Annotated in this window: 25 protein-coding genes and 1 other annotated feature; of the genes, 17 read left to right on the top strand and 8 right to left on the bottom strand. The window is 50.0% G+C overall.

The genetic code is table 11. The features are described from left to right. Positions 1-14 precede the first annotated feature (14 nt). Together DFR60_RS20830 and DFR60_RS20825 are read right to left on the bottom strand one after the other, a co-directional pair. Positions 15-638, bottom strand: a complete 624-nt coding sequence (locus DFR60_RS20830) for an anthranilate synthase component II (protein WP_110324608.1) — start codon at positions 636-638, stop codon at positions 15-17. Next, entirely contained in the window at positions 638-2,125 is a 1,488-nt protein-coding gene (locus DFR60_RS20825) for an anthranilate synthase component I family protein (protein WP_110324607.1), read from the bottom strand. Before DFR60_RS20825 ends, DFR60_RS20830 begins: the two co-directional genes overlap by 1 nt. A gap of 139 nt (positions 2,126-2,264) precedes the next feature. Next, positions 2,265-2,571: a binding site (T-box leader), on the bottom strand. A gap of 325 nt (positions 2,572-2,896) precedes the next feature. Between DFR60_RS20825 and DFR60_RS20820 the strand changes: the two genes are divergently transcribed. The 8 genes from DFR60_RS20820 (at position 2,897) to DFR60_RS20785 (ending at position 12,125) form a co-directional block, all read left to right on the top strand. Further along, positions 2,897-4,204 carry a four-carbon acid sugar kinase family protein gene (locus tag DFR60_RS20820; protein ID WP_110324606.1) on the top strand — a complete coding sequence of 436 codons (1,308 nt, stop codon included), beginning with the start codon at positions 2,897-2,899 and terminating at the stop codon, positions 4,202-4,204. 27 nt (positions 4,205-4,231) lie between these two features. Beyond that, entirely contained in the window at positions 4,232-5,233 is a 1,002-nt protein-coding gene (gene pdxA / locus DFR60_RS20815) for a 4-hydroxythreonine-4-phosphate dehydrogenase PdxA (protein ID WP_025530305.1), read from the top strand. 82 nt (positions 5,234-5,315) lie between these two features. Next, positions 5,316-6,716, top strand: a complete 1,401-nt coding sequence (locus DFR60_RS20810; RefSeq protein ID WP_110324605.1) for a GntP family permease — start codon at positions 5,316-5,318, stop codon at positions 6,714-6,716. A 173-nt stretch (positions 6,717-6,889) separates the two neighbouring features. Beyond that, positions 6,890-7,639, top strand: coding sequence for a DeoR/GlpR family DNA-binding transcription regulator (locus DFR60_RS20805; RefSeq protein WP_002602122.1), 750 nt, complete (start codon positions 6,890-6,892; stop codon positions 7,637-7,639). A gap of 263 nt (positions 7,640-7,902) precedes the next feature. Continuing rightward, a complete protein-coding gene (gene larA, locus DFR60_RS20800; RefSeq protein ID WP_110324604.1) occupies positions 7,903-9,183 on the top strand; it encodes a nickel-dependent lactate racemase in 1,281 nt (426 codons plus the stop codon). 1 nt (position 9,184) lies between these two features. Further along, complete coding sequence (locus DFR60_RS20795) at positions 9,185-9,499, top strand: UxaA family hydrolase (protein WP_002602124.1); 315 nt, start codon at positions 9,185-9,187, stop codon at positions 9,497-9,499. 18 nt (positions 9,500-9,517) lie between these two features. Then, a complete protein-coding gene (locus DFR60_RS20790) occupies positions 9,518-10,684 on the top strand; it encodes a UxaA family hydrolase (protein WP_320955236.1) in 1,167 nt (388 codons plus the stop codon). 19 nt (positions 10,685-10,703) lie between these two features. Continuing rightward, entirely contained in the window at positions 10,704-12,125 is a 1,422-nt protein-coding gene (locus DFR60_RS20785) for a GntP family permease (protein WP_002602126.1), read from the top strand. Between the two features lie 28 nt (positions 12,126-12,153). On the opposite strand, the gene DFR60_RS20780 is transcribed toward DFR60_RS20785, so the two are convergent. The 3 genes from DFR60_RS20780 to DFR60_RS20770 form a co-directional block, all read right to left on the bottom strand. Beyond that, positions 12,154-12,825 (bottom strand): GntR family transcriptional regulator, encoded by a 672-nt coding sequence (locus DFR60_RS20780; RefSeq protein ID WP_110324602.1) that lies wholly within the window; start codon positions 12,823-12,825, stop codon positions 12,154-12,156. A gap of 67 nt (positions 12,826-12,892) precedes the next feature. Next, on the bottom strand, positions 12,893-13,873 hold the full coding sequence (locus DFR60_RS20775) for a 2-dehydro-3-deoxygalactonokinase (protein WP_167437666.1): 981 nt from the start codon (positions 13,871-13,873) through the stop codon (positions 12,893-12,895). Between the two features lie 19 nt (positions 13,874-13,892). After that, a complete protein-coding gene (locus DFR60_RS20770) occupies positions 13,893-14,525 on the bottom strand; it encodes a bifunctional 4-hydroxy-2-oxoglutarate aldolase/2-dehydro-3-deoxy-phosphogluconate aldolase (RefSeq protein ID WP_167437665.1) in 633 nt (210 codons plus the stop codon). Positions 14,526-14,895: 370 nt separating this feature from the next. Between DFR60_RS20770 and dgoD the strand changes: the two genes are divergently transcribed. From dgoD to DFR60_RS20745, 5 genes are all read left to right on the top strand, one after another. After that, the gene (dgoD, locus tag DFR60_RS20765; protein WP_110324599.1) at positions 14,896-16,047 is read left to right on the top strand and encodes a galactonate dehydratase; all 1,152 of its coding nucleotides are present in this window, start codon (positions 14,896-14,898) and stop codon (positions 16,045-16,047) included. 28 nt (positions 16,048-16,075) lie between these two features. Further along, complete coding sequence (locus DFR60_RS20760; RefSeq protein ID WP_055656781.1) at positions 16,076-17,440, top strand: ABC transporter substrate-binding protein; 1,365 nt, start codon at positions 16,076-16,078, stop codon at positions 17,438-17,440. An 84-nt stretch (positions 17,441-17,524) separates the two neighbouring features. Then, on the top strand, positions 17,525-18,403 hold the full coding sequence (locus DFR60_RS20755; protein WP_110324692.1) for a carbohydrate ABC transporter permease: 879 nt from the start codon (positions 17,525-17,527) through the stop codon (positions 18,401-18,403). After that, positions 18,396-19,229 carry a carbohydrate ABC transporter permease gene (locus DFR60_RS20750; protein WP_110324598.1) on the top strand — a complete coding sequence of 278 codons (834 nt, stop codon included), beginning with the start codon at positions 18,396-18,398 and terminating at the stop codon, positions 19,227-19,229. Before DFR60_RS20755 ends, DFR60_RS20750 begins: the two co-directional genes overlap by 8 nt. Positions 19,230-19,328: 99 nt before the next feature. Beyond that, positions 19,329-20,108, top strand: coding sequence for an IclR family transcriptional regulator (locus DFR60_RS20745; RefSeq protein ID WP_110324597.1), 780 nt, complete (start codon positions 19,329-19,331; stop codon positions 20,106-20,108). Positions 20,109-20,238: 130 nt separating this feature from the next. Here DFR60_RS20745 and DFR60_RS20740 read toward each other — a convergent pair whose 3' ends face one another. The 3 genes from DFR60_RS20740 to DFR60_RS20730 all read right to left on the bottom strand — a co-directional run bounded on the left by DFR60_RS20740 (position 20,239) and on the right by DFR60_RS20730 (position 23,309). Further along, on the bottom strand, positions 20,239-21,333 hold the full coding sequence (locus DFR60_RS20740; RefSeq protein WP_110324596.1) for an amidohydrolase family protein: 1,095 nt from the start codon (positions 21,331-21,333) through the stop codon (positions 20,239-20,241). Then, positions 21,326-22,480 (bottom strand): aminotransferase class V-fold PLP-dependent enzyme, encoded by a 1,155-nt coding sequence (locus DFR60_RS20735; protein WP_110324595.1) that lies wholly within the window; start codon positions 22,478-22,480, stop codon positions 21,326-21,328. The genes DFR60_RS20740 and DFR60_RS20735 overlap by 8 nt, the downstream gene beginning before the upstream one ends. Before the next feature lie 94 nt (positions 22,481-22,574). Beyond that, entirely contained in the window at positions 22,575-23,309 is a 735-nt protein-coding gene (locus DFR60_RS20730) for a helix-turn-helix transcriptional regulator (protein WP_110324594.1), read from the bottom strand. A 327-nt stretch (positions 23,310-23,636) separates the two neighbouring features. On the opposite strand from DFR60_RS20730, the gene proC reads away from it, so the two are divergent. The 4 genes from proC to xerD all read left to right on the top strand — a co-directional run bounded on the left by proC (position 23,637) and on the right by xerD (position 26,960). Further along, the gene (gene proC / locus DFR60_RS20725) at positions 23,637-24,434 is read left to right on the top strand and encodes a pyrroline-5-carboxylate reductase (RefSeq protein ID WP_002602128.1); all 798 of its coding nucleotides are present in this window, start codon (positions 23,637-23,639) and stop codon (positions 24,432-24,434) included. A 64-nt stretch (positions 24,435-24,498) separates the two neighbouring features. Next, on the top strand, positions 24,499-25,047 hold the full coding sequence (locus tag DFR60_RS20720; RefSeq protein ID WP_002602129.1) for an NUDIX hydrolase: 549 nt from the start codon (positions 24,499-24,501) through the stop codon (positions 25,045-25,047). A gap of 136 nt (positions 25,048-25,183) precedes the next feature. After that, a complete protein-coding gene (locus DFR60_RS20715; protein WP_110324593.1) occupies positions 25,184-25,810 on the top strand; it encodes a stage II sporulation protein M in 627 nt (208 codons plus the stop codon). Positions 25,811-26,072: 262 nt separating this feature from the next. Further along, complete coding sequence (gene xerD / locus DFR60_RS20710) at positions 26,073-26,960, top strand: site-specific tyrosine recombinase XerD (RefSeq protein ID WP_002602131.1); 888 nt, start codon at positions 26,073-26,075, stop codon at positions 26,958-26,960. The last annotated feature ends 35 nt before the right edge of the window (positions 26,961-26,995 follow it).

The raw sequence follows: 26,995 nt of genomic DNA, 5'->3' as shown, positions 1-26,995 counted from the left end.
TTTGCTGTTGCCGGTTATAAGTTAAGGAAATTCCGAAGTATCGTCATGCCGTCGGGGGTCAGAATCGATTCCGGATGGAATTGGAGGCCGTAGACCGGATAGTCGGTATGACGGACTGCCATGATTTCTCCCATATCGTCCTCGCCGATGATTTTTAAGGTATCGGGGAGAGAACCGCGTCTGGCGATGAGAGAGTGGTACCTGGCCGCCGGAATCTTCTCCGGAAGGCCCTGGAAAATGGGATCGCTGTTGTCGATGGTGATGGTGCTCTGTTTTCCGTGCATCAGCTTTGCCGCGTGAACAATCTCGGCGCCGAATACCTCACAGATGCCCTGATGTCCGAGGCAAACGCCGAGGATAGGGACCTCGCCCTTCATCTGGCGAACCACATCCTCACAGACACCGGCGTTTTTCGGATATCCGGGTCCGGGGGAGAGGATGATGTGGTCTGGATGAAGGTTCCGGATTTCTTCTGTGGTCATCGCATCGTTCCGGATCACCCGGATATCCGGTTCCGCTCCGGTGCATTCCCCCGAACGATGGGGAGTGAGAGTTTCCTTGTTCTCCAGACAGAGCGTGCCGAAAAACTGGACCAGATTGTAGGAAAAGCTGTCGTAGTTATCGATCAGTAATATCATCAGTCATTCACCTCGCTTGCCGCCTCGATGGCGTGAATTACGGCTTTTGCCTTGTTGGCGGATTCCTCATACTCTTTTTCCGGGACGCTGTCGGCCACAATGCCGCCGCCGGCCTGAACATAGACCTTTCCTTTGGTCTTTACCGCCATGCGGATTGCAATGCAGGTATCCATGTTTCCGGTGAAATCAATGTATCCCAGCGCCCCTCCGTAGATGCCTCTCGGCACCGTTTCCAGCTCCTCGATAATTTCACACGCCCGGATCTTTGGCGCGCCGGATAAGGTGCCTGCCGGGAGGACTGCCCCGATGGCGGAAAACGCGTCGCAGTTCTTTAATATGTCTCCCTCCACCTGGGAGCAGATGTGCATGATGCGGGAGTATTTGTGGATCATCTGGTATCCGGTGACCTCCACGGTGGAAAACTTTGAGATCCGTCCGAGATCGTTCCGTCCCAGGTCGACCAGCATGTTGTGTTCGGCCAGCTCTTTCTCATCGGCCAGAAGTTCTCTTTCCAGCCTGGCGTCCTCCTCCGGTGTGGCGCCCCTGGGTCTGGACCCGGCCACCGGAAATGTGGTGAGCCGTCCGTCCTTTAAACGGACCAGAGTCTCCGGTGAGGTGCTCATAATCTCCGTATCGTCCATACATAAGTAAACCATGTAGGGCGAAGGATTGGTGGTGCGGAGTACCCGGTAGGCGTTGAGCAGGCTTCCGTGGTAATCGCTGGAAAACTGTCTGGAAATGACTGCCTGGAAGATATCTCCGTCCACGATATATTCTTTCGTCTTCTCCACCATCCGGCAGTACTCTTCTTTGGAGACGTTGCAGGTAAAGTCCGGTTTGTCGTCTGCAACCGATTTTTCCAGGGGCGCGGGATTGGCGATCATCTGCGCAATGCTCTCTAACCTGGCGCAGGCCGCTCCGTAATTGGCCATGCATTCCGCCCTCTGCCCGGTCTTCATATTGACAACAATATCGATCTTTTGTTTCAGATGATCGTAGGCGATAACCGTATCGAACAGCATCAGGTCGAAATCGCTGCAGTCCCCCTTTTTGATGCTCAGCGTCGGCTCGGCGTAACCGATCATGCCGTAGGCGAAGTATCCGATGAAGCCGCCTGTAAACGGAGGCATTCCATCAAGCTTCGGAGACTGGTATTCCTTTAAAATGTCTCTGAGGATATCGAAGGGCTGGTCTGTTTCTATCACTTTTTCTTCTTTCCTCATACCGGCCGGTTCCCGGCGGATCGTTACCACGTGGTCTTTGTTAGTGACCCGGAGAATGGGGTCATACCCGAGGAAAGAGTAGCGTCCCCAGTTCTCACCGCCCTCAATACTTTCCAGCAGGCAGTAGCGGCTGCTTAAACCTGCGATTTTTCTCAGCAGTGTAATCGGCGTTACAATATCGGCGAACACTTCTCTGCATACTGGAATGATAGGATACTTTGCTGCGAGTGCTTCAATTTCTGTACAGTCTGGTGTGAGTTTCATAGCTGGCAACGCTCCTTTCGTGAGTGATAAACTGTTTTTATAGTTAAGTACGGGCCGTCGGAAGGTTTTGGTTTCATGGGGCGAACGTTCCTGTGAAACCAAAAAAGCCCCCGTCCCTCTTACCCATAAAATATGGATAAAGAGGGACAGGAGCTCTATAAATTCTCTTCTGCGGTACCACCCTGATTGATGAATATATCATTCATCCGCTCTGTAACACACTAACATGTGCCTCCCCTTGGTAACGGATAGGAAACCCGTCGGTATCTACTTCCGGCCAGTTCACGCTCCCCCTGTCTTCTCAGACAGAACTGCTTTCCCTGAATACCGGTTTCAAGCCGCCCTCGCAAGTCCATTCAGATTCATTACCAACGCTTCCTTACACCATCCGGAAGCTCTCTGCGCATGATAGAAAAATCTTACTTACTCCTGCTCATCGGTTTATCGATTTGCTTTGCTACAGTATATGAGATCGAATCTGAAATGTCAATATTATTTTCCAAAAAAATCTAAAAAATTTTTCCGCCCGTGTTTCTTTCCCGTTCACGGAAAGCGTTTTGCCCACCGAAAGGAACAAAACAGATCATTTTCTGAAGTCGAACACAAACAAACAACAAAACATGAGAAAAACAAAAAAACAACCGAAATAACGAAAAATAATATTGACAAATGTGACGAAGTGATGTAGTATACGAACTAGAACGAACATATAATATAACATAAACGAACATAAGCAAAATGGAAAACGGGCGGTTAAAAGGGGGAAATGATATGCCTCAGTGTATAGTAGTTGCAGATGATCTGACCGGGGCCAATGCGACGGGGGTACTTTTAAAAAAGATGAATTATCAGACGTATACGGTGATGAATTCCGAACGTCTGGAGCTGGCACTGTTCGACAGCTGTGACTGTGTCATGTATCCGACGGACAGCAGGGGCGTAAGCAGCTCACTGGCATACAACCGGGTATACAACGTAACGAATTTATTAAAGAAAGACGGGGTAAAGGTTTACGCAAAGCGGATTGACAGCACCATGCGGGGAAATGTGGGAAGCGAGACAGACGCCATATTAGACGCGCTGGGAGATGATTACATAGCCATTGCGGCACCCTGTTTCCCGGCATCGGGAAGAATTGTGATAGGCGGTTACATGCTGGTCAAGGGGCTGCCGCTTCATAAGACCGAGGTAGCGCTGGATCCGAAGACGCCGGTTACCGTGTCAGATGTGAAACAGATTTTTGAGCAGCAGAGCAAGTATCCGGTAGGAAGCATTCTGATGAACGACATGATGAACGGAAAGCATTACCTGGCCGACCGCATGAAGGAGATGGCTGCCGACGGGTGCCGGATCATCGTGACGGACTGTGTGACCCAGGAAGATTTAGACCTGATTGCAGACGCCGTAATCACGAGCCAGCTGAAATTCGTGGCCGTAGATCCGGGAGTCTTTACGGCGACCATTGCGAGAAAGCTGATCGCGCCGGCCGATAAGAAGGAGAAAAAGAAGATTCTGGCAGTTGTGGGAAGCGTAAACCCGGTGACGAGACAGCAGATGGAAGAGCTGTGGCTTTCTCAGAGAACTGCGTATAATATATTTGCAGCCACCAAACGTTTTCTGGAGAGTAAAGAGGAGCGGGAAGCGGAAATCACCCGCATCACCGACGAGGTGCTGGAGGCCAGCCGGGCTTTTGATATTATAACCGTGACGGGCGACGGCATTTATCCGGAAAACAGAATCGACTTTAAACAATACGAAAACCGGTTTCCGGGCGGTGTGGACGATATGACGGGAACGATCAACGATTCCTTTGCCGAAATCGCGCACCGGGTGTTCGCCATGCACAAGGGATTCAAGGGAATATACAGCAGCGGCGGCGATATCACCGTCTCCGTGTGCCGGAGATTCCAGACGGCGGGCCTCTGTCTGCTGGATGAGGTGCTTCCTCTGGCGGCCTACGGCCAGTTCTTAAAGGGCGATTTCGAAGGCGTTCATATCATCACAAAAGGCGGAATGGTGGGCGAAAGCGATGCCGCAAACCGCTGTATCACCTATCTGAAAGAAAAATTATACATGTAACATAAAAAGAGAATGGAGGAAAACATCATGAACAAACCATTAATTGCAATTCCTATCGGAGATCCGGCGGGTGTCGGACCGGAAATCGTAGCAATGGCCCTGGCGGACAGCAAGGTGGCGGAAGCGGCCAGATGTATCATCGTCGGCGACCGGAAGATCATGGAGCAGGCTGTTAAGATCACGGGAGCAGAGGTAAGGGTAAACGTGGTTAAGGAACCGGAGGAAGGGATCTATGAGCCGGGCGTCTTAAATCTCATTGACCTGGACAATATCGACATGGACCAGTTTGAATTCGGCAAAGTGAGCGGAATGTGCGGAAAAGCGGCTTACGAGTATATCGCCGAGAGTATCCGGCTCGCCAATGAAGGAAAAGCGGATGCGGTAGCCACCACTCCGATCAATAAAGAGGCATTAAAGGCCGGCGATATTCATTTTATCGGCCATACCGAGATATTTGGAGCGCTGACGGGAACGGAAGATCCACTCACCATGTTTGAGACCAACGGAATGCGTGTGTTCTTCCTGACGAGACACGTTTCCCTGCGCCAGATGCTTGACATGATTACGAAGGAGAGAATCAAGGATTACGTAAAACGCTGTCTGGAGGCCCTTGAGAAGCTGGGCGTAACCGGCGGCACCATGGCGATTGCCGGATTAAATCCTCACTGCGGCGAGCACGGCCTGTTCGGCGACGAGGAGGTTCGGGAAATCATGCCGGCCATCGAGGAGCTGCAGGCGGAAGGATATCCGGTAACCGGACCGATCGGTGCAGACTCTGTATTTCATCAGGCGGCACAGGGACGGTTTAACAGTGTGCTCTCCCTGTATCACGATCAGGGCCATATCGCGACGAAGACATTGGATTTCGACAGGACGATTGCGATCACCAACGGAATGCCGATTCTCAGAACTTCCGTAGATCACGGAACCGCGTTCGATATCGCAGGTACGGGCAAGGTAAGCGCCATAAGCATGATTGAGGCTATTTTACTGGCGGCAAAGTATTCACCAAATTTTACCAGAAAATAATTTGCGGCGAAACTGAAACAGTATTTCGTGTCCGGGGGGCATAGAAATAAAAAGTCAATTTATTTAAAGGAGGGTTTATTTTATGGTAGGCGGACTTAGTGGGCAAAGGATGCTGATCGGCCTGTTGATCGGTATTATCGTACTGGTAGTTCTGGTCTTAAAGACCAAGATTCACGCATTTCTCGCGCTGATTATGAGTGCGGTCATCATCGGACTGGTGGGCGGAATGCCGATGGTGAATGTAACATTGGAAAACGGCAAGACGCTGGGCATCATCAACTCGATTACAACCGGCTTCGGCGGTACGCTGGGAAGCATCGGTATTATTATCGGTTTCGGTGTCATGATGGGGCAGATATTTGAACGGACCGGCGCAGCGAAACGAATGGCGCAGACGTTCTTAAAGCTGTTCGGCAAGGGAAGAGAGGAAGAGGCACTGGGCATCACCGGATTCCTTGTATCCATCCCGATCTTCTGTGATTCCGGCTTCGTTATTCTCGCTCCCATTGCAAAAGCGATTTCAAAGGTAACCAAAAAATCCGTAATTTCCCTGGGCGTCGCACTGGCGGCAGGCCTCGTTATTACCCATACGCTGGTACCTCCGACACCAGGTCCTCTGGGTGTCTGCGGTATTTTCGGAGTCGATGTGGGAAAATTTATCCTGTTTGGCATAGTGATTGCGATTCCGATGGCGATTGCCTGTACCATTTACGCAAGATGGGTCGGCAAGAAAATCTATCAGATTCCCAACGACGACGAGGGCTTTGACCGCCTTCCTTATCAGGAACCGGATTACTCCACTGATTTTACAACGAATTTCACCGGACTTCCATCTACGCTTGAATCATTTGCACCCCTTGTACTGCCGATCATTCTGATCCTGATCAGTACGGTATCCAGCGCACTCGGTCTTACAACCGGATTTATGCAGATTTTCCAGTTCCTTGGATCCCCGATCGTGGCGGTAGGCTTAGGACTCGTCGTAGCGATTGTAACACTTGGAAGAAACTTAACAAGAGAAGAAGCAATTAAGGAAATGGAAAAGGGAATGGCTTCCGCAGGCATCATCATGCTGGTAACAGGCGGCGGCGGTGCGCTGGGCCAGATTATTAAGGACAGCGGACTCGGTACATATATGGCAGAAGGTCTTGCAGGAACAGCGGTTCCGATCGTAGTTCTTCCGTTCATCATTTCCACGGCAATGAGATTTATCCAGGGTTCCGGTACGGTAGCCATGACGACAGCGGCCAGCATCTCCGCTCCGATCATCCTTGCAGCCGGTGTGAATCCGATCCTGGGCGCGCTGGCATGCTGCGTGGGCTCCTTATTCTTCAGCTATTTCAACGACAGCTATTTCTGGGTTGTAAACAGAACTCTGGGCGTAGGCGAGGTAAAGGACCAGATCATGACGTATTCCATCACGTCAACGATTGCGTGGGCGGTAGGATTTATTGAAGTTTTGATATTGAGTATTTTCCTGTAATCATATATGATAGACACATGGGATTCATGTGCAGATACAAAGGCTCCGCTGCCGGGTATTCCGGTACGGGGCCTTTTCGTTTTAACGGGGAAGCTGTCCCGGGGAACGAAGCGCATTCCGGCCCGCCGTGCGCCTGCGGAAAGGAAAGAAACCCGGAATGAGGAGGCATATTTATGATGTTAATGGCCGAAAGGCAGTTGAAGATTTTAGGAATGATACAGGATAATGGAAGCGTACAGGTGGAGGAACTGGCGAAGAAGCTGGACGTCAGCCACATGACGATCCGGAGGGATTTGGAGAAGCTTCAGAAGGACGGTCTGATCGAGCGCTGCCATGGCGGCGCTGTCAATAAGACCGAGGTAAATTACGCGGTGAAGAGTGTCAGCAACCACACCCAGAAGGAGAAAATCGCCCTGAAGGCGGCGGAGTTTATCCGCGGCGGGACGACAATTTTCCTGGACGCGGGAACCACCACGTACGAAATAGCGAAGCACATTATGGAATACGAGAACATGACGGTCGTTACCAACGACTTAGAGGTCGCCCTGCTCTTAAAGAGCAGTCGGGTGGAACTGTTTATCTGCGGCGGCTACATTCAAAAATCGACGGGGAGCGCCGTCGGCTACTATGCGACACAGATGATGGAAAACTTCCGCTTTGATATGGGATTTTTCGGAGCGGCGGCTATCAACGAGGAGTTTCACGTTCTGACGCCCACCATCGACAAGGCATTCTTAAAACGCCAGCTGGCCCATCAGTGCCAGCAGTCCTTTCTGGTGGTGGACGATTCCAAGTTTAACCGGCAGGGAATGAATTTTATCAATAAACTGTCGGACTACACCGGAGTCATTACAGACCATGAGTTTAAGGAAACGGAAAAGACGCTGCTGAGAAAAGAGGGCGCGCGTATCATAACGGTTTGAAACAGCACTGGATTGAAGCAATCCAGTGCTGTTTTTTTGCGTACTTAATCGATTACGCAAAAAAATACAGGTGATAAAATATATAAAAATTAAAAATAAAACTATTTTATTGTTGACAATGCACAAAACTATATTATAATCAAAAATATAGATCGAAATTGCATACAATCTACAACACACAATCTACAACATGCGATTTTCGGACGGTTCCATTTTATGGTGTAATTTCAAAAAGTAACAGATCATGAGAAGGAGGGATGAGGATGAAGACCATACAAATTCCATATTACAAAGGGACAATGGACCTTCATGTATCAGAACAAAATTTAAAGGCGGTGATTACTGCTAAAATGCATGAGTTCACCCGGACAAAGGGAGAAGGAGAGCTCGTGGAGGAGGCGCTGGCGAATCCCATCGGAACGAAGCGGTTAAGTGAGCTGGCGGTAGGGAAGAAGAGGGTGACGCTTGTGACCAGCGACCATACGAGAGCCGTGCCCAGCAAACTGACGCTTCCGATTCTGCTTCGGGAGATCAGAAAGGGGAATCCGGAGGCGGAGATTACGATCCTCATAGGGACCGGACTGCACCGCGCGCCTACGGAAGAGGAGCAGCGCCGGATGTTCGGGGACGACATTGTGGATCATGAAACGATAGTTTCCAATGACGCATTTGATCCGGATCAGTTTACAAATATCTGCACGCTTCCTTCCGGCGCTGATTTTTATGTGAATAAGCTGGCGGCGGAGTGCGATCTTCTGCTGGCGGAGGGCTTTATCGAGCCCCATTTCTTCGCGGGATTTTCAGGGGGAAGAAAGAGCATACTTCCGGGAATCTGCAGCAAAGAGACGGTGAATGAGAATCACAGCTATCGGGCGATTGCCAGTCCGTATGCGGCTACGGGAGTATTGAAGGGAAATCCGATTCATGAGGATATGGTCTATGCGGCCAGGAAGGTCAATACTGCATTTATCTTAAATGTGGCGCTCGACGGAGAGAAGAAGGTGGTTGCGGCCTTCGCGGGAGACTTGGAGGAGGCCCATGAGGCAGGCGTGGAATTTATCCGGTCTCAGTCCCAGTGCCGGGCGGTGACCGGAGATATCGTGGTGACATCCAACGGGGGATATCCTCTGGACCAGAATCTGTATCAGAGCCCCAAGGCCGTGTCCACGGCAGAGGTGTGCGCGGGTGAGGACGGAGTCATCATCATGTGCTGTTCCTGCTGTGACGGTATGGGCGGAACCCACTTTGAACGGCTGATCACACTGGGAACGCCGGAGGAGATCGACGCGTATTTATCAAAGATACCGCCGAAGGAGACGATCGCGGAGCAGTGGTGCCCGCAGATTTATTCCAGAATATTAAGAAAACATACGGTGATCGTGGTTACGACATTCCTGGATCATGAGATGGTAAGGCGAGCCAATATGATTCCCGCTTCCAGCCTGGATGAGGCGCTTAAAATGGCTTATGAGAGAAAGGGAATCGAAGCGGGCGTCGTGGTAATACCCGATGGGGTCAGTGTTATGGTGGTAAAGGAGGAATAACATGAGTCTGAAATTAGCTTTGAAGGTCAGCGATGATGACAACGTGGCTACAATCTTCGCTGAAGGTATTACGGATGGAACGGAAGTGGAGATCCGTGACAAAAAGGGAACCGGGGAGACGGTGACCGTAACAGGCGATGTTCCTTATGGACATAAAATAGCAGTTACAACAATTAAGAAAGGAGAACTGATAAAAAAGTACGGAGAAGAGATTGGAATTGCCACCGCGGATATAAAAAAGGGGGAATACGTGCATGTTCATAATCTGGACAGCATGCGCGGACGAGGAGACTGGGCGGAGAAAGCCGCACAGTAGACGGAAAGGAGAGGATTAATGATGGAATTCATGGGGTACATACGCCCAGACGGAAAGGTGGGCGCCCGCAATTTCGTAGCGGTTATTCCCAGCGTGACGTGCGCCAACGACGTGGCGCTTGCCATCTGCCGCCAGGTCCAGGGAACGGTAACCTATCTGCATCATCAGGGCTGCTGTCAGCTGCCGCCTGATCTGGAGCGGGTGACGGATACCTTAATCAGCATAGGATGTTCACCCAACACGGCCTCCGTGCTGATCGTAAGCCTGGGATGCGAGGGGACGGATCATGAACGGATGGTAAAGGAGATCTCCGCCACCGGAAAACGCGTGGAGATCATCCACATTCAGGAACTGGGCGGAGTCAGCAAGGCCATCATGGCCGGTACCAACATTGCGCGCCGGCTCGTGATCGAGGCCTCGGGCATGCAGCGTTCGCCTGCGGATATATCCAACGTCGTCATGGCGATCAAATGCGGCGCGTCAGACACCACCAGCGGCATGGCCTCCAACTGTGTGATCGGCTATGTGGCCGACCGTCTCGTGGATCTGGGCGCGACGGTGGTATTTGGCGAGACGACGGAGTTTATCGGAGGAGAACATTTGCTGGCGCGCAGAGCGGTCAGTAAAGAGGTGGGAGATCAGATCTACACCATTGTAAACAAGATGGAGGCCAGGGCGAAATCCTTAGGCTGTGATATGAGAAAAGGACAGCCCACACCGGGGAATATCGCAGGGGGACTTTCCAGTATTGAAGAAAAATCGTTGGGAGCCATCGTCAAGTCAGGAACAAAGCCGATTCAGGGCGTGCTTGACTATCCGGAGCGGGTGACGGATCAGAAGGGCCTCTGGATCAAGGATACGCCGGGCAGAGAACCGGAGATACTGACCGGTATGGCGGCCACGGGGGCACAGTTCATGATGTTTTCCACTGGACGGGGGGCGCCTCAGGGATTCCCGAGCATGCCGGTCATCAAGATCTGCGGAAATCCCAATACGTATGAGCGGATGGAAGACGATATGGATTTAAACGCCGGACTGATTATTACCGGTGAAAAGACGATTGAACAGGTAGGAGAAGAAGCGTTTGATAAAATGATACGGACCTTAAATGGAGAAATGACAAAGAATGAAGCGATCCAGTATTTCAGCTCGATCGACATTCAGTGTCTCGGTCCGGTCATCTAGTAGAAAGGGGAGTAACTGTATGAATCCAGTAATAGCTATGTTAATTGGTGTAGTCGTTATGATGGGACTGATTATTTTTACGCGAATGCATGCGTTTCCATCACTCATTATTTCTGCAATTTTAATCGGCATCTTATCAGGCATTCCGTTAGGAGAATCCATCAGCACCGTGACGAGCGGTTTTGGCGGGACGATGGCCAGTATCGGCATCGTGATCGGCTTCGGCTGTATCATGGGAATTTTCCTGGAGAAGAGCGGAGCGGCAAAGCGTATGGCTCTTACCATCTTAAAGATGGTAGGTGTGAAACGGGCCGATGTGGTGCTGGGCCTGACGGGCTTTGTGGTTTCCATTCCGGTGTTCTGTGACTCGGGATTCGTCATCTTATCGTCACTGGCAAAAGAATTTTCCCGTCTGACCAAGAAATCCATGGTAGGACTGGGCGGCATCCTGGGTATGGGCCTCTATATTACCCACTTTATGGTTCCGCCGACACCGGGACCTCTGGCGGTAGTCAGTACGTTCCAGAAAGAAGGCATCCCCGTTGATCTGGGTATGTTTATCATAGCAGGACTGCTTTTCAGTATTCCGCTGTTCATCGTATCCATCTTTTTATTCCGCTGGTTCGGAAACCGGTACCCTGATTTCATCGTTCCGAGCGAGATCGACAGAAGCAAGTATACGAAGGCTCAGCTGGTGGTTCTGGATAAGATCGATGAAAAGCTGAAAGAAGGAAAAGAGCTGGAGAACTCTGATTTTGAGGCGCTGCTGTCCACGGAAAAGCTTCCGTCAGCGGGTATTTCCTTTACGATTCTGCTGCTTCCCGTATTTTTGATTCTCTGCAATACCGTTGTCAGCCAGACCGCATGGAAGGCTAACGCCGTGGGAGGCGTGATTACCTTCCTCGGAAATCCTGTAATCGCACTGTTTATCTCTCTCTGTCTGGGCGCCTTTGTTCTGGCTAAGGACATGGATAAGAAGACGGTCAACGGAATGATGAACGACGCGTTAAAGGATGCGGGCCCGATCGTCTGCATTACCGCGGCAGGCGGCGCTCTGGGTGCGGTCGTAAAAGCAACCGGCGCGGCTCAGCTGATGGCAGATGGAATCGTCGCAGTAGGCATTCCGGGAATATTGGTTCCGCTTCTGATTGGAACGATTATGCGTTTCCCACAGGGCTCCGGCACAACCGCGATGATTACCGGTTCCGCGATTATTGCCCCTATGCTTACAACCCTGGGAATTAATCCGTACCTGGCCGGTCTGGCGGTCTGCCTGACCTCCATGTGTCCGTCCTTCTTAAACGACAGCTATTTCCATGTAGTAACCAACTTCAGTGGAATGGATATCAAGACCAGCTTGAAGACATGGAGCATAGGAACCATTATCATACCGATCTTTGGTTCCGTCCTGATCTGTATTCTTGCAGTATTTTTCCATTAATAAAAAGATGCCCTCCTTTGGCGACAGGCTAAGGGAGAGCATCTTTTTTGTTTAAGTATACTATGATCTTTTCGCGGGCCAGTTCTAAGTGAGTCCGATTGATCCGGTCGGCCTCACGGGCGTTCCCGGACAGGATGTTCTGTATGATATTGGTATGTTCCGTCACCGATTCGTCAAAACGCTCCTTGCTGGTAAGGGAATAGATCCGGAACTGCTGTACCATGGAATAGACCCTTTCATAAGTGCTGATAACCAGGTTGTTGCCGCTCAGCTCGATGATCAGCTGGTGGAGTCCGGTGTCAGCGTTGATGTAATTCTGGAGATCATCTGCTTTATGGTAGTAGATTAAAGTATCCATGAAGGCGTTAAGCTTTTCGATATATGCAGGGGTTAGATTCTGACCGGACCGCCGGATGGCATAACTCTCCAGGATAATCCGCAGATCGAAGATATCTTCTATATCCTTCTGTGTATATTCCTTGACGAAGACACCGCGGTTCGGGTATTCTACCACAAGTCCATCCGCAACCAACTGGCGCAGTGCCTCCCTGATCGGGCTTCTTGAGACGGAGAGCGCGGCGGAAAGATCAGTTTCCTGAAGCCAGTAGCCCGGCGGATAGACACCATTACAGATATCCTCTTTGATGATTTGATATACCTGTTCCTTAATGGTAGTGACCGGTCTGCGTGTTCCTGCCATTGCAGTTTCCCCCTTAAATGATTTGTATAACAATCATAGTTGAAAAGGGGTAAAATGTCAATGTCTCCTAAAGTCCCATAAGACTTAAAAATCCCTCTACGGCAAACGGAAATGACGGAGTGACAGGCACTTCCGTGATCTTAAACTGCGGAAACAGCTTATCGGCAAAGGCCGAAAAGATCTCATACTGCATATGCGGTCCGGCCACGGCGATGGTAGCTGGTTTGTCCTGCGTGACGGAGACGATGGCATCCATGACCCCGCCGTTAATTACGCCTTCTAAGTAGGAGCGCCGCTCAGACAGCGTCGAACCGGCGAATAAGTCCATGCTGCGGACGACGTACAGCGCGCGGTTGAAACCATACCGGTGGACGATATCGTATCCCATACAGACCATGTGGGGGAGAAGTTCCGTACACTTCTCTCCATTGATGCTGGAACCGAGAATCGTGTGCCCGGTCAGGGCGTGATAGAGCTCCCCTGTTATGGTGGAAGAGATATTTTCGATGGTACCGTCGAACAGGAAAGCCGCCTGTGTATGGGAACCGGGAAGCAGGATGATGCTTCTGCCGCTGGCCAGACCAGGGCAGCGATGGAGAATTCCAAACAGCTCGGTTTCCTCTCCGCGCATGTTATTGGCATCAACCACAGTCTCGACGGAAGCCGTCACTCCCTGGGGAAGCGTCTTGATTCCGGGAATAATATGAACGTTTCGCTGAAAGAAATCGGCCTCATAATGAGTGACAATACTGTTTTTCAATTTCTTAAAATCCACAGGGGTGGACAAATGCTCAATCTCTGTCATTCCAGAGGGACTGGAGATCATTCCGGACATATAGATATCCGCCACCTGCGTATCGACAATTCCTGATTCGGAGAGGAGCTGGTCATAGAGCCGCTTTAACGCGGATATGAGGACATCCCGGTTTTGATGCAGGGCTGAATCGCGGGAACCGACCGGAATTTCTCCGCGGTTTAGAATGGTCCCGCCTTTTAAGAGGCAGGCCCGCGTGTTTGTTGTACCTGAGTCAAAGTAGAAGTAATACAAGGAAACACCAACTTTCTTATTAAAGTTTTGCCGCATAAGCGGCGGCAAGCATTCGGATCTTGACAAAATCCCCTTCCTGTACGGCCTGTTTGCTGACAATATTGGAGCCAATGCCCACGCAGCAGGCTCCTGCGTCGAAGAAGTCCCGAATATTCTCCAGGTTTACTCCGCCGACTGCGGCAAGCGGAATGTGATGAAGCGGGCCGCGAAGCGCTTTTATGTAACCTGGACCGGCGGAATCAGAGGGGAATACCTTTACAATATCGGCTCCGTCGGCATAGCAGCGTGCCACCTCCGTAGCGGTATAGGCACCGGGCATGGAAAGAAGGCCGAGTCGTTTTGTCTCACGGATAATGGAGGAATCCGCATTGGGTGAAATAATGTAGGCGGCTCCGGCGTCATACGCTGCATGAAGCTGCTTGGCGGTCATGACGGTGCCTGCGCCGATGAGGACCCGCCCCTCGAATTTCCGGTTTAGAGTGCGGATGATATTCGCTGTAACCTCCGGCTCGGCCGTCTGATCAAAGGTGATTTCGGCCAGGTGAAGCCCGCCCGCGAAGATTGCCTCCACCGTCTTTTCCGCGTGATCGGAATTCAGGCCGCGGATAATTGTGATGATACCGCCTGCCAGAACTTTATCAAAAGTTGTCATGATGATGACCTCCTGTTTAAAGAACATGAAAAGTAAAATAAAGTTGATAATCTGAAAAACTAATTGTTCCTATATACGAACTACGTTCTGTAAAAACTAATTATATTATAGGCGTGAGGAAAAGCGTTTGTCAATTGTTTTTTGTTAAAAGAATAAATATAATAATAATATGCTAGAAAAAATGAAATGTAAAAGAAGAAAAGAATACATAATAAACAACAAATACAGAAAAAAACGATTTTCTGTATTGACAGACGGGAAAACATGGGGTATAGTAAAAATATGGTTAATATAAGGAACTGAGTTCCTATATACGAACAAATAAGCAAGAAGTACGAATAACGAAATAGAAAGGGATGTAAGGAGAGAAATGAAAATTACAGACATGAAGCTCTATTTTATGCCACACCGTTTTCTGCTGTTAAAGATTGAGACGGATGCAGGAATTTGTGGCTGGGGAGAACCTCTGGTAGAAGGAAGAGCTGCAACGTTGGAAGCTTCCGTGAATGAGTGGCGCGACTATTTTATAGGAAAAGATCCGCTGCGGATTGAGGAGCACTGGCAGACCATGTACCGCCGCGCCTTTTATCGGGGAGGTCCGGTGTTGATGAGCACGATCGCCGGTATCGACCAGGCGTTGTGGGATATCAAGGGGCGTTATTATCATGCTCCTGTCTATGAGATGCTGGGGGGAAAGGTCAAGGATAAGATTAAGGTATACCGAAGCATACACGGTGATACGCCGGAAGAAGTGGCAGAGGATGCGAGACAGGCGGTCAGAGAAGGCTATACAGTCATTAAGACTTCGCCGACAGACCCCACCCACTATGTAGATACTCTGCAAAGCGTGAGTAAGCTGGTGGAAAAAGTAGGAGCAATCCGTGATGCCATCGGTAACAACATCGATATGGCCATTGATTTTCACGGAAGAATTCACAAGCCTATGGCAAAGGTTCTGGTCCGGGAATTAGACCAGTTTCATCCGCTTTTTATGGAGGAACCGGTGCTTCCGGAGAATAAGGAAGCGCTGCGTGAGGTAGCGAAGTATACATCTGCGCCCATTGCCATAGGAGAACGAATGTACAGCAGGTGGGATTATAAATCTCTGTTTGAACAGGGATATGTGGATATTATCCAGCCCGATTTGAGCCATGCGGGTGGTATCAGCGAAGCGAGAAGAATCGCAGCCATGGCGGAAGCTTACGATGTGGCAGTTGCGCCGCACTGTCCTCTGGACGCGATTGCATTTTCTTCCTGTATTCAGATGGGAGCGGCGACACCGAATCTGGTACTTCAGGAACAGAGCATTGATATTCACGATGCAGGCGATACGAACCCGAGGATCAATTTCTTAAAGAATAAGGAAGTATTTCATTTTAAAGATGGTTTTGTTGAGATTCCCGAAGGACCGGGACTCGGCGTAGAAGTAGACGAGGAGATGGTTCAGGAACAGAACAAGAACCGCCATAACTGGAAGAATCCAATGTGGCGGACCTACGACGGAACACCAATTGAATGGTAATGATAAAGAGATACAAGGAGGAGAAGAAATGGTTAAAAAGAATCTGGCAATTGGATTATCAGTAGTGATGGCGGCTTCTATGCTGGCCGGATGCGGTGGAAAAGAAGCGGCTCCGGAGACTACGAAAGCGGCAGCTGCAGAGACACAGCAGACGGAAGCAGCAAAGACAGAGGGGGAGACAGAAGCTGCAAAGGAAAGCAGTGGAGAGAATGTGACGATTACTTATATTTCTTCCACGATTCTGGAGTCTCCGGAGGGAGACTTTGAAAAGAAGTGTATTGAGGAGTTCAATGCGCTGGGCAACGGAATTACCGTGGAAGTAGAGGGCGTCAGCGCCAATGATCTTATGAAAAAGTACATAACGCTGGCAACATCGGATTCCATGCCGGACTTCTTCCTGGCGAACATGCTGGATACCGCTACGATTGTGGACATGGGGCTGGCTGCGGAAATCGCACCAATTTTTGGTCAGGACTACGTGGATGGATTTGAAAGTGTCAGCCTTGCAAGCGCAAGTGTAGACGGAGTGGCTTACGGAGCGCCATGGTTCAGCGGAGCATCTGGTATTGTTTACCGTAAAGATATCTTCGATGAAAAAGGGGTAGCGGTACCGAAATCATGGGATGAATTTGTAGAAGTATCCAAAGCCCTGACAGGAGACGGAGCCTACGGCAATACACTGGTCGGCGCAAACAATGGTTCCGGCGCAGGAAGATTCCAGTATGTGATCCGTAACTTTGGTGTGGATGAGTTTATTTTGGGAGACGATGGAAAGTGGACTACCGATATCGGTTCTCAGAAGTATATTGACGCACTGCGTGCCTACACCGATCTGGATGTGACTTACCATACCTGCCCTCCGGGAGTCATTGAGACCGATTATCCGACCGCAGTCAATCTGTTTTCATCAGGCAAAGCAGCCATGCTGATTACCGGCTCCAATGCAATTGGTGCGATAACCTCTCAGGTTCCGGAGTTAAAGGGCAAACTCGGTTCCTTCCCGGTACCGGCAGTGGAGCGTTCTGTCAGCACACCGGGCGGGTTTGGATATTTCATTACACCTGGAAAACATGAAAAAGAATCTGCTGAATTTATTAAGTTTATGCTTGAGAAGGAGAGAGCGCTTGAATTTTCTGTTATGACAGGCCGTCTTCCGACCCGTACAGAGACTCTTGACGATCCGAGCATCAACGATATGCCGGAGCTGGCCGGTTTCTTAGAGGCACGCCAGACCGTTTATGAAACACCGAACATTCCAGGCTACAGCGAGATCAACGATGTACATGGACAGGCATATCAGTCTGTATTCACCGGAGAATCGACCGTAGAGGAGGCAGCAGCCAAAGCGCAGAAGAGAGCGCAGGAGATCTGTGACGCCGCGAATGAAGGTTAAAGTACCAGCCAGGAAAGACCGGCTCTGCCCTCCGGCAGCCGGTCTTTCCTGTATGTTGAGGGGAGTGATTATTTGAAGCACGGAATGAATGGAACGATGAATCGGGTAAAAACGCGCGTTGCGGCCTATGGCTTTGTCACGCCTGCGGTGATTACGCTGGCTTTGCTGCTTCTTTATCCGTTCTGTTATGGAATCTATATCAGCTTTTTTAAGACGAATCTGGTCAACAAATGGAATTTTATCGGCCTGAAAAACTATGCAAAGGTTTTGACGGAGGCCGATTTCTATTCCAGCATGAAGATCACACTGATCTTTACGGTTGGCGTCGTGCTGGGACACTTTATTTTTGGATTTTTATTTGCGGTTATGCTGAACCGGGATATAAAGGGGCGCACCGTATTCCGGGCTATTTTACTGCTTCCATGGCTCTTTCCGGAAGTTGTAATCGCTAACCTGTGGCGGTGGATTTTCAATCCTACCATGGGATTTTTAAACAGTACGCTGGTATCCATGGGGATTTTGCAGGAACCGATGTCCTGGCTGGGATCTCCGAAGCTGGCACTTGCAGTACTAATCTTTATCTGTATCTGGAAAGGATACCCTCTCGTGATGATCCAGCTTCTGGCCGGACTTCAGACTGTGCCGGGTGACATCATTGAGGCGGCCAGAATCGATGGGGCCACCAACTGGAAGACCTTCTGGTATGTGACGGTTCCCAGCATGAAATCGACACTTTCCGTTACCCTGATTCTCGATGTCGTATGGTGGTTCAAGCATGTGACGATGATCTGGCTGCTGACCCAGGGCGGTCCCAACGGCGCCACCAATACCATCGGCGTCAATATCTATAAGCGGGCATTCGAATTTTTCGATTTCGGTCCGTCGTCCGCCCTGGCGGTTGTGGTGTTCCTGATCTGTATTGTTATCAGTATTATGCAGAGGAGGTTGTTAAAGGATGAATAGTCAAAAGAGAATAAATGCGCTTTGCTATATGGGATTGACTCTGGGAAGCTTAATCGTCCTTGTGCCGATTCTCTATATGGCCTCCACCTCATTCAAATCAATCAACGAGATTATGACCAGCTCCACCGTAACGATGTTCCCAAAGACATTTTCTTTGGAGGCATACAAAAACGTGATAACAGAGTATCCGTTTTTTACCTATTTAAAAAACAGTGTGGTTATCTCCACGGTGGCAACCGTGCTTGCGGTCCTTTTCTCCACGCTGGCCGGCTATGGATTCTCCCGTTTTCAGTTTAAAGGAAAAGGGATGATCATGATGTTCATTCTTGTGACACAGATGTTTCCGGCAGTTATGCTGTTTGTACCCTATTACAAGCTTCTTACAATCTATGGACTGGCCAATTCCAGAAGAGGAATCATTCTGGTTCACATCGCCAGTGTCATACCGTTCTGTTCCTGGATGATGTATGGATTCTTTAACAGCATTTCACGGGAACTGGACGAGGCGGCCAGAATCGATGGCTGCAGCCATTTGAAGATATTCTGGAAAATTATTGCTCCGCTGACGCTGCCTGGTCTGATCTCCACGACCATTTACGCATTTATCCAGAGCTGGAATGAATATATGTTTACCATGCTGTGTATTACATCGGATAAGATGAAGACGTTACCGGTGGCGATCGGACAGATGGCGAGTTACGATAAGATCATGTGGAACGACTTGATGGCCGCTTCCCTGCTCTCCAGTCTTCCCGTCGTGGTAATGTTTATTTTCCTGCAGCGCTACTTTATCAGCAGCATGACGCAGGGGGCTGTAAAAGGTTAATTAATGCTTGTACTATTTGGAAAAAGTGTGTACAATAAGAATAACTGTTCAGCTGTGCGGCAGATACACAGCTGTAAATAAAAGAAGAGGTGTTAGAACGTGCCAAACGAGGAACTTCACCGCGCGACGAAACGCGTGATTGATACGCTGGAGCAGCTGACGGCGGCGCCCGCCCAGGGAATGACGCTGACAGAGCTTGCTTCCGCATTAAAAGCTCCGAAAAGCAGCCTGTTCCCAATTGTACATACGCTCTGTGAGCTTCATATGCTGTCCCTGAATCCTGATACGGGCCGGTACTGTATCGGGTACAAGGCTTATGAGATTGGTAATGTATATTTAAGAAGAGGTGGTCTCACCACCGACATTCAGACGCAGATGCATACGATTGTGGAAGCCTGCGGCGAGACCTGCTACTTTGCCCAACTGGTAGAGGGAGACGTGTTCTACCTCTATAAGGTGGATTCCACCGAGCCGGTCCGTTCCGTGGTATCCCCGGGACAGCGGCTGCCCGCTTATGCGACGGGAATCGGGAAAGCGCTGCTGTCAGGAAAATCAAAGGACGAACTGAGGCGATTGTATCCGGACGGCTTAAAAGCGCTGACGCCGAATACGATAACCGACATAGACAGGCTTTCATACCAGCTGGATGAGATACAGAGAAACGGGCTTGCCTTTGAATGTGAGGAATCAACCCAGTACATTCGCTGTGTGGCTGTACCCATCCGGCGGGATGGCGGAGTCATTGCGGCTATGAGCATCGCCATGCCGGTATTCCGGTATGATCCGGAAAAGGAAGCGCTCACGATCCGGCTTTTAAGAGAAGCGCAGCTTCGTCTGGAAAAATTGCTGAAAAACGCAGATTTCAATGGGATTATGTAGCTGTGGAAGGCGGTAAGAGCAGTGGGGAAGGAAAGCCGCAGCAATGAGAGACATTTCCTGATAAAAAAGTAAAGCTGATTTCCGTGGATCCAAACGGTCCATGGAGATCAGCTTTTTTGTTTCCTTTTAGTTATAATCCAGCAGCAGTCTTTCGATACTCCCCATTCAGTATAACAGCCTCTGTCGAAAACGCTTTGTGAAAGGTCCGCGAATTTCCCTGACAGTCCTCATACGTCTCCGTATGATTCACGATGCGGAACAGTGTGGCATTCTGAACTGTACTTAAGCGGCACCAGTCGGTGAGTCCCAGCGCCGTCGCGGGACCTGTGGTGACACCGTAAAGAATGTCTTCCAGAGAAACACCGCAGCCGTATAGTTTGGAGAGCAGAACAGCCATGTTTCGTACCAGTTTTTTCACAGAGCTCTGGTGTAAATCGGTTCCCATCAGGAAGCGGGGCAGCGGGTGGCGGGCGGCTCTTTCAAATACATCGAAATCGAAGCTGCTGCTTCCGTGTCCCACATCAAGCCAGACGCCACGGTCGATCAGCCTCTGAAGTGCTTCTGACGGTGTACCGTCAGGGTTCCACACGTCGCCGCCACGGCCATTGAATACATGGGTTATGATGTCTCCCTTTTCAAAATACGGTTCCATATCCTTTAAATACGGGGGATTTCCTCCGATGTGAACCATCATCGGAACACCTCCCTTCCGGGCGGCAAGGCTGGCTAAGCGCAGCGGTTCGAGACCCTCGTGACGGATGGTCTCACTGCCCATACGCACCTTCACACCGGAAATCAGTCCGGGATGTTCGGCCACACATGCGGCACAGCGGTCAGCATTCAAATACTGCATGGCATTGTAATCGTGATGGAAGATCACGCCGATCGGGCTGATGCAGAGGAACAGCCTGATATTCGTTTCAATAGTCGGCGCCACATACTTTGTAAAGCCGTGAAGTGTGTACTCCCCCACGGTTCCGGCATCGACCAGAAGACAGGTTCCTGTCTTCCAGCCAACCACATCGGCTTCCGTACCGAAAATGCCGAAGCCGTCAAAGATGTGAGCGTGCATATCGATCCATCCGGGGCTTAAGAAAAGATCTGTTTCGGGCGGGCCGTCGTTTCTGTATTCGACATGCCAGTCTCCATCCCGGCCACAGAGCTCGCCGTTAAAGAAACGGTTTTTTTCGGCATCGTAGTACCGGACCAGCGTTTTTTTATTCATGGGAACGCCCCCTTTCCGGCAAGGTGAGGAAGCGGTTCAGTTTCTGAATCAGAATTGGGAGATCCGGTTCACGCAGATTGATGGCGTTGATGAAGATGCGGCACGGATCACCCGTGGGATCTTTGGGGTTAAAGGTTCCGATATCTATCCGTTCTGGTGCAGAATACAGGAAGTCATAGCACTCTTTTCCCGTAGTTCCATCGGTGAACTGAAGGTAGAGCATGGGAATCTGCTGGCCGAGACGTCCGGTTTCCTCTATGTAGCTGTGATACCCTGAAACGCCGGAAAGGGAGGCCTTTATGTGTTCCAGAACTGCCTTTAGTTCCTGGTACTTCGTTTCCTCATCCAGGTCCAGGAAATCCATGCAGGCCCTGTAAAATGCCGCATACTCCTCTTTGCCTACCTTATAGGGCCGGCCGATTCTTACATTAGGGCTGGCCATGGCCCGGCAGTGGTCGAGAATCTCATGGCGCCCCAGCACGATCCCTGTCGTCTGAGGACCGTTTATGAATTTTCCGCCGCTGAAAATGACGGCATCCGCCTTTAGGTCCACGGTATACCAGGACATCAGAGACTTCGGAGGAAGCTGAGCCGCCGCATCCACGATCACGGGCACACCGGCCGCGTGTGCTGTTTCAATCACATCCCTTAAGTCGGGAGTGGTCCATTCATAAACGGTTCCGGTGAAGAAAAAGACGGCGGCCGTCTTCGGGCTGATGGCCTCCTGAAGCGATTTCATACTGTCCGCTACAGGAATAAGCGATGCGCCGGAAAGCTCAGTTAAATGCCAGTAGGGAAGAATCGGACAGTTCTTCTGAGACGCAAATACGATGATTTCATTCTTCGGGCAGGCAGAGGCATCCGGCAGCTGGTACATCAGCTCTTCGTTTCCCCTGGTCATACAGGCGCTGGCAGTGAGAACGACGCAGGCTCCCGCCCCCGATGAGATAAACGCCGTCTCATTGCCTGTGCGCTCTGCAATTCGTTTGCAGATGGCATCAGATAATTCTCCGATGTCCACAAAGCTTTCTGCGGCTTCCTGCATGGTCTCCAGTGTGCGGCGGCTCATGCGGGAACCGCCGATTCGTGTGTAGGTATCGCTGGCATTGATGATTCTGTCCACATTCAGTTCGTCATAAATATTCATTTTTCCCCTGTCCCTTCTCTTTTGGTGCTTATTTCAATCCACATTCTGAGTCCAGAATACAAAAACCAGAATGACACAAGTTTGTTTTTGCGATTCATCTCCCACTTGTAGAGGCTGGGAGAATTCTCGTTGATTTTGTTAAACTTTTGGTGCTTAAATTGCACTCACCATTCTCGGTTCTGGCCAGATCCAGGTAGTTATACAGTGTATAGCGGGAAATCTTTAAGTAATCACAGACCCGGTCACTGGCTTTGGTAATCAGAAAAGCGCCCTTTGCGTCAAGATATCCTGTAAAACGGATTTTTTCCAGACGGTTCATCTCATCTGCCGGTTTCCCGATCAGTTCTCCGGCCTGCTCAATAAGAAAATCGAGTACATCACTGATGTTGCCTGCAAACGTCTCCTTGCATTCCTCCTCCGTTTTTTCTGTCTCCATGCCGGGAATGTAACGATTATACTGGTGCAGTATCCCTTCCAGGGCGACGGTCTGCGTGATATCCAGATTAATGCAGAGTGAGCCGATTACATTACCATCATCGTCATAGAGAAACATCGTGGAAGAGCGCAGAATCTTCCCATCCGGTGTGTGGACAACGTAGTTGTACCGGTCTCCGTCCTTAACTTCTCCGCGCAGTACCTCCAGCCCAAGGTTGCTTCCGCAGTCACCGATTTTGCGCCCGGTAATGTGGCCGTTACGGATATCGACGACCGTATGGGCGTAATCCCTGGTCAGATCGTGCAGAATCAGTTCACAGCGGTTGCCGAATTCATTCTCCAGCATGTTTAAAAGCCTCTGCCAGAATGGCCAGTTATCATAGATAGTTTTCATAAACCCCTCCGTTATTGATGGCTTGTCTTTTCTCATTTAATTTTATCACTGAGGTATGGGTTAGTCAAACAAAATGTTGAAAAGAATATGGAAAAAACGATATAATCAACAAAAAGTATGAACATAACCTGACAAAAAGTAGAAAAAATTAAAATGGATATATGGATGAGTATAAAATGAATTGATTTTTGAGCGGGATTTTTTGAAAAAGGAATTTCATGGTTCTGCGGCCATTGAATAATGAACGGAAGAGTGTTAGAATATGTATCATTGAAACAGGCTGAACATAAGGAACAGGCAAAACATAAGGAACAGGAGGCATCGTATATGGCGAAGATTGGAATTATCGGCATCGGCAATATGGGCAGTGCGATATTAAAGGGGCTGCTTCATGTATATGGTAAGGGAGACATCATTTTCACGGATGTGAACGAGGAGAAATGCGAAGAGATCACGGAGGAGACGGGAGTCACTCATGTGGGAAGCAACGCGGAATGTGCCAATCAGGCGAAGTACATCATTCTGGCGGTAAAACCCCAGTATTTCGATCCGGTGCTTAAAAATATCCGCAACGTGGTGACGGAAGCCAATGTGATTATTTCCATTGCGCCGGGAATCACCATCGGCCAGCTGAAGGAAAAGCTGGGAATAGAAAAACGGGTGGTGCGGGCGATGCCGAATACACCGGCGCTCCTGGGCGAAGGGATGACGGGCGTCTGCTACGATGCAAAGGCGTTTGATGATGAGGAAAAAGAGACCATCCGGGAGATATTTACCTCATTTGGTGAGATGTGTATCGTGGAGGAACGGCTGATGAGTGCGGTTGTCTGTGCCAGCGGAAGCTCTCCGGCCTATGTATACATGTTTATCGAGGCCTTGGCTGACAGTGCGGTAAAGTACGGACTCCCCCGGGACACCGCCTATAAGATGGCGGCCCAGACTGTTTTGGGAAGCGCGAAGATGGTGCTGGAAACAGGAGAACATCCAGGTGCGCTGAAAGACAAGGTCTGCTCGCCGGGCGGTACGACGATCGCGGCGGTAGCGGCGCTGGAGGAACATGGTTTCCGCAATGCGGTGATTAAGGCGGGAGACGCCTGTTATGAGAAATGTGAAAATATAAAATGACGCCACTTATCAGAATGACGAAATATATAATTAAGAAATAAAGTGTAAAGATGGAGGATATCAGATGGAACAGCCGCCGGTAAAGCGATTAAACAGAGAACTTAAGTATCAGGGAACAATTTTAAAGATCTACGAGGACACAGTGGAAGCCAATGGGCATGAGGCTCACTGGGATTTTATCCATCACAACGGCGCGGCCGCAGTGGTTCCCGTGACGAAGGAAGGAAAGCTTCTGATGGTCCGCCAGTACCGGAACGCACTGGACCGCTATACGCTGGAGATTCCGGCCGGCGCTCTGGATTTCCCGGAGGAGCCGAAGCTGGACTGTGCACACAGGGAGCTGGAAGAGGAGACCGGATTTAAGACAGACAAAGAAAAGATGGAGTATTTAATCAGCGTGAACACGACCGTGGCCTTCTGTGACGAGGCCATCGACATCTTTGTGGCGAGGGAACTGGAGCCGTCCAGACAGCATCTCGATGACGACGAGTGCATCGATGTGGAAGAATGGACAGTTGCTGATTTGGAGAAGCTTATTTTTGAAGGAAAAATTACGGACGGAAAGACGATCGCCGCCATCATGGCATACGCCAGAAAATACCATGTGGAATAACGGACGGATTAGCCGGTCGGCAGCAGGCGGATTAGCCGGTCGGCGGGACGAATCAGCCGCTCCCCGGCGAATCCGGTGCATAGAAATCCCCTTACAGGCATAGATTGTGACAAGACCTGTGAGGGGGTTTTTGTATATGGCCATACGACTTCGAAGCATGGGGCCGAGATTTCGGATACGGGGCGGAACGTTTACGCCCATCCATTTTCGGAAAAGCCCGGCTGCCCTGCCTGCCGTGGGATACGGAAGCGGCGGAAACCGTTTTATCCTGTTCTTTTTTGCCGGACTCCTGGCAGGGACAGCCGCGGCTAATTTCCTGCATGCTTCTTTAAGCGATCAGGCGGGATACTATTTAAATCTGCTGAGCCACCAGTCGAATCTGGGAAGGACGGAGCAGCTGGCGCTGTTTGGAGATATCTGCCGTCAGAGGATGATTGAAGTGCTGATCGCCTGGCTGATCGGCCTGACCGCCTACGCGGTGCCGTGCTTCTGCGTCCTGAGCGCCGGTTTCGGCCTGTCGGTGGGGGTGGTCTTATCCGTCATGACGGGACAGAAGGGAATTCTGGGACTGCCGTTTTTTCTTGCGAGTGTGATGCCGCAGGCATTTCTGTACGTTCCGGTCTGGTGTCTGCTGCTTATGTGGGGAATCAGGAGAAACGGAAGACTGAGAATTCCGGCGCTGCTTCTGGTGCTGGCCTTTGTGGCTGCCGGAAGCGCGTGCGAGGTGTGGCTGAATCCCTACTTCCTGAGCATGACTGGGTAAAAATGTCTGAAAGACCGCATGAAAAGGGCATTTCAGGCTAAATGAAGAAAAAAGTCAAAAAAATATTTAAAACTTTTTTTACAACATGTTGCGAGAAAAATCCCTGCGTTTCCAACATGTTGTACTTTTTATGTAAAGTAGTACGAAAATGCCCCCAAAGTGGGAAAAATGTGTTTGATTTTATCGAAATAACTCTATATAATGGATAGGAAGAGGCCGATTTTGGGGCTGTTTTGATACCGGCAGGTTAGGGGACGTAGAGATGGTTACGGAGATAAATGAGTTTGTAAAGTACTTAAGAGAGGTGAAGAAGACCTCTAAGAATACGGAGGTCTCTTATCAGAGAGACTTACTGCAGCTGGCTTCCTATCTGGAGGCGCAGGGAATTACGGATGTGGAAAAGGTTACAAAGACAAGCCTTAATTCCTATGTGCTGTATCTGGAGAAGGAGGGCAGGGCGACTACAACCATTTCCAGAACTCTGGCTTCCATGAAAGCGTTTTTTCACTATGAATTCGGAGAGGGACGGATTCGAAGAGATCCGGCGGAACTTATAAAGGCTCCGAAGATTGAGAAAAAAGCCCCGACCATACTGACAGTGGAGGAAGTGAACAGCTTACTGGAGCAGCCAAACGGCGATTCGCCGAAGGAGATCCGGGACAAGGCCATGCTGGAGCTTCTTTATGCTACGGGAATCCGTGTTTCGGAATTGATTAATTTAAAGGTGGAAGACATCAATCTGGCAGTCGGTTTTATCACATGCCGGGATGAACATAAAGAGCGCATGATTCCTTTCGGGAAGGTTGCGAAGCAGGCCATGCTGAATTACATGGAAAACGGACGCGTCAGCCTGTTAAAGGGCCAGGAGAGCGAGTGGCTGTTCACCAACTGCAGCGGCCGCCCCATGAGCCGCCAGGGTTTTTGGAAGATTATTAAATTTTATGGAGAAAAGGCCGGTATTCAGGCGGATATAACGCCTCATACGCTGCGTCACTCCTTCGCCGCCCATCTTCTTAAGAACGGAGCCGATATTCACGCGGTTCAGGCCATGATGGGCCATTCCGATATGGCGACGACCCAGATGTACATGAATTATGCCCAGGGAGAGGCGGTTCGCAGTGCATACGCGGGGGCACATCCGAGAAATTAACAGAGAATTTTATGAAAGAGCCAGGTTTTCAGTAC

The sequence above is a fragment of the Hungatella effluvii genome, from assembly GCF_003201875.1.
GTDB lineage: Bacteria > Bacillota > Clostridia > Lachnospirales > Lachnospiraceae > Hungatella > Hungatella effluvii.
Note: the sequence above shows the minus strand (reverse complement) of the source record. Positions and strands in the feature narration are given on the sequence as shown.

Coding starts and splice junctions, on each gene's coding strand:
- DFR60_RS20830 (WP_110324608.1), bottom strand. CDS start 638: ATGATATTACTGATCGATAACTACGACAGCTTTTCCTACAATCTGGTC.
- DFR60_RS20825 (WP_110324607.1), bottom strand. CDS start 2,125: ATGAAACTCACACCAGACTGTACAGAAATTGAAGCACTCGCAGCAAAG.
- DFR60_RS20820 (WP_110324606.1), top strand. CDS start 2,897: ATGCCTCAGTGTATAGTAGTTGCAGATGATCTGACCGGGGCCAATGCG.
- pdxA (WP_025530305.1), top strand. CDS start 4,232: ATGAACAAACCATTAATTGCAATTCCTATCGGAGATCCGGCGGGTGTC.
- DFR60_RS20810 (WP_110324605.1), top strand. CDS start 5,316: ATGGTAGGCGGACTTAGTGGGCAAAGGATGCTGATCGGCCTGTTGATC.
- DFR60_RS20805 (WP_002602122.1), top strand. CDS start 6,890: ATGATGTTAATGGCCGAAAGGCAGTTGAAGATTTTAGGAATGATACAG.
- larA (WP_110324604.1), top strand. CDS start 7,903: ATGAAGACCATACAAATTCCATATTACAAAGGGACAATGGACCTTCAT.
- DFR60_RS20795 (WP_002602124.1), top strand. CDS start 9,185: ATGAGTCTGAAATTAGCTTTGAAGGTCAGCGATGATGACAACGTGGCT.
- DFR60_RS20790 (WP_320955236.1), top strand. CDS start 9,518: ATGATGGAATTCATGGGGTACATACGCCCAGACGGAAAGGTGGGCGCC.
- DFR60_RS20785 (WP_002602126.1), top strand. CDS start 10,704: ATGAATCCAGTAATAGCTATGTTAATTGGTGTAGTCGTTATGATGGGA.
- DFR60_RS20780 (WP_110324602.1), bottom strand. CDS start 12,825: ATGGCAGGAACACGCAGACCGGTCACTACCATTAAGGAACAGGTATAT.
- DFR60_RS20770 (WP_167437665.1), bottom strand. CDS start 14,525: ATGACAACTTTTGATAAAGTTCTGGCAGGCGGTATCATCACAATTATC.
- dgoD (WP_110324599.1), top strand. CDS start 14,896: ATGAAAATTACAGACATGAAGCTCTATTTTATGCCACACCGTTTTCTG.
- DFR60_RS20760 (WP_055656781.1), top strand. CDS start 16,076: ATGGTTAAAAAGAATCTGGCAATTGGATTATCAGTAGTGATGGCGGCT.
- DFR60_RS20755 (WP_110324692.1), top strand. CDS start 17,525: ATGAATGGAACGATGAATCGGGTAAAAACGCGCGTTGCGGCCTATGGC.
- DFR60_RS20750 (WP_110324598.1), top strand. CDS start 18,396: ATGAATAGTCAAAAGAGAATAAATGCGCTTTGCTATATGGGATTGACT.
- DFR60_RS20740 (WP_110324596.1), bottom strand. CDS start 21,333: ATGAATAAAAAAACGCTGGTCCGGTACTACGATGCCGAAAAAAACCGT.
- DFR60_RS20735 (WP_110324595.1), bottom strand. CDS start 22,480: ATGAATATTTATGACGAACTGAATGTGGACAGAATCATCAATGCCAGC.
- DFR60_RS20730 (WP_110324594.1), bottom strand. CDS start 23,309: ATGAAAACTATCTATGATAACTGGCCATTCTGGCAGAGGCTTTTAAAC.
- proC (WP_002602128.1), top strand. CDS start 23,637: ATGGCGAAGATTGGAATTATCGGCATCGGCAATATGGGCAGTGCGATA.
- DFR60_RS20720 (WP_002602129.1), top strand. CDS start 24,499: ATGGAACAGCCGCCGGTAAAGCGATTAAACAGAGAACTTAAGTATCAG.
- DFR60_RS20715 (WP_110324593.1), top strand. CDS start 25,184: ATGGCCATACGACTTCGAAGCATGGGGCCGAGATTTCGGATACGGGGC.
- xerD (WP_002602131.1), top strand. CDS start 26,073: ATGGTTACGGAGATAAATGAGTTTGTAAAGTACTTAAGAGAGGTGAAG.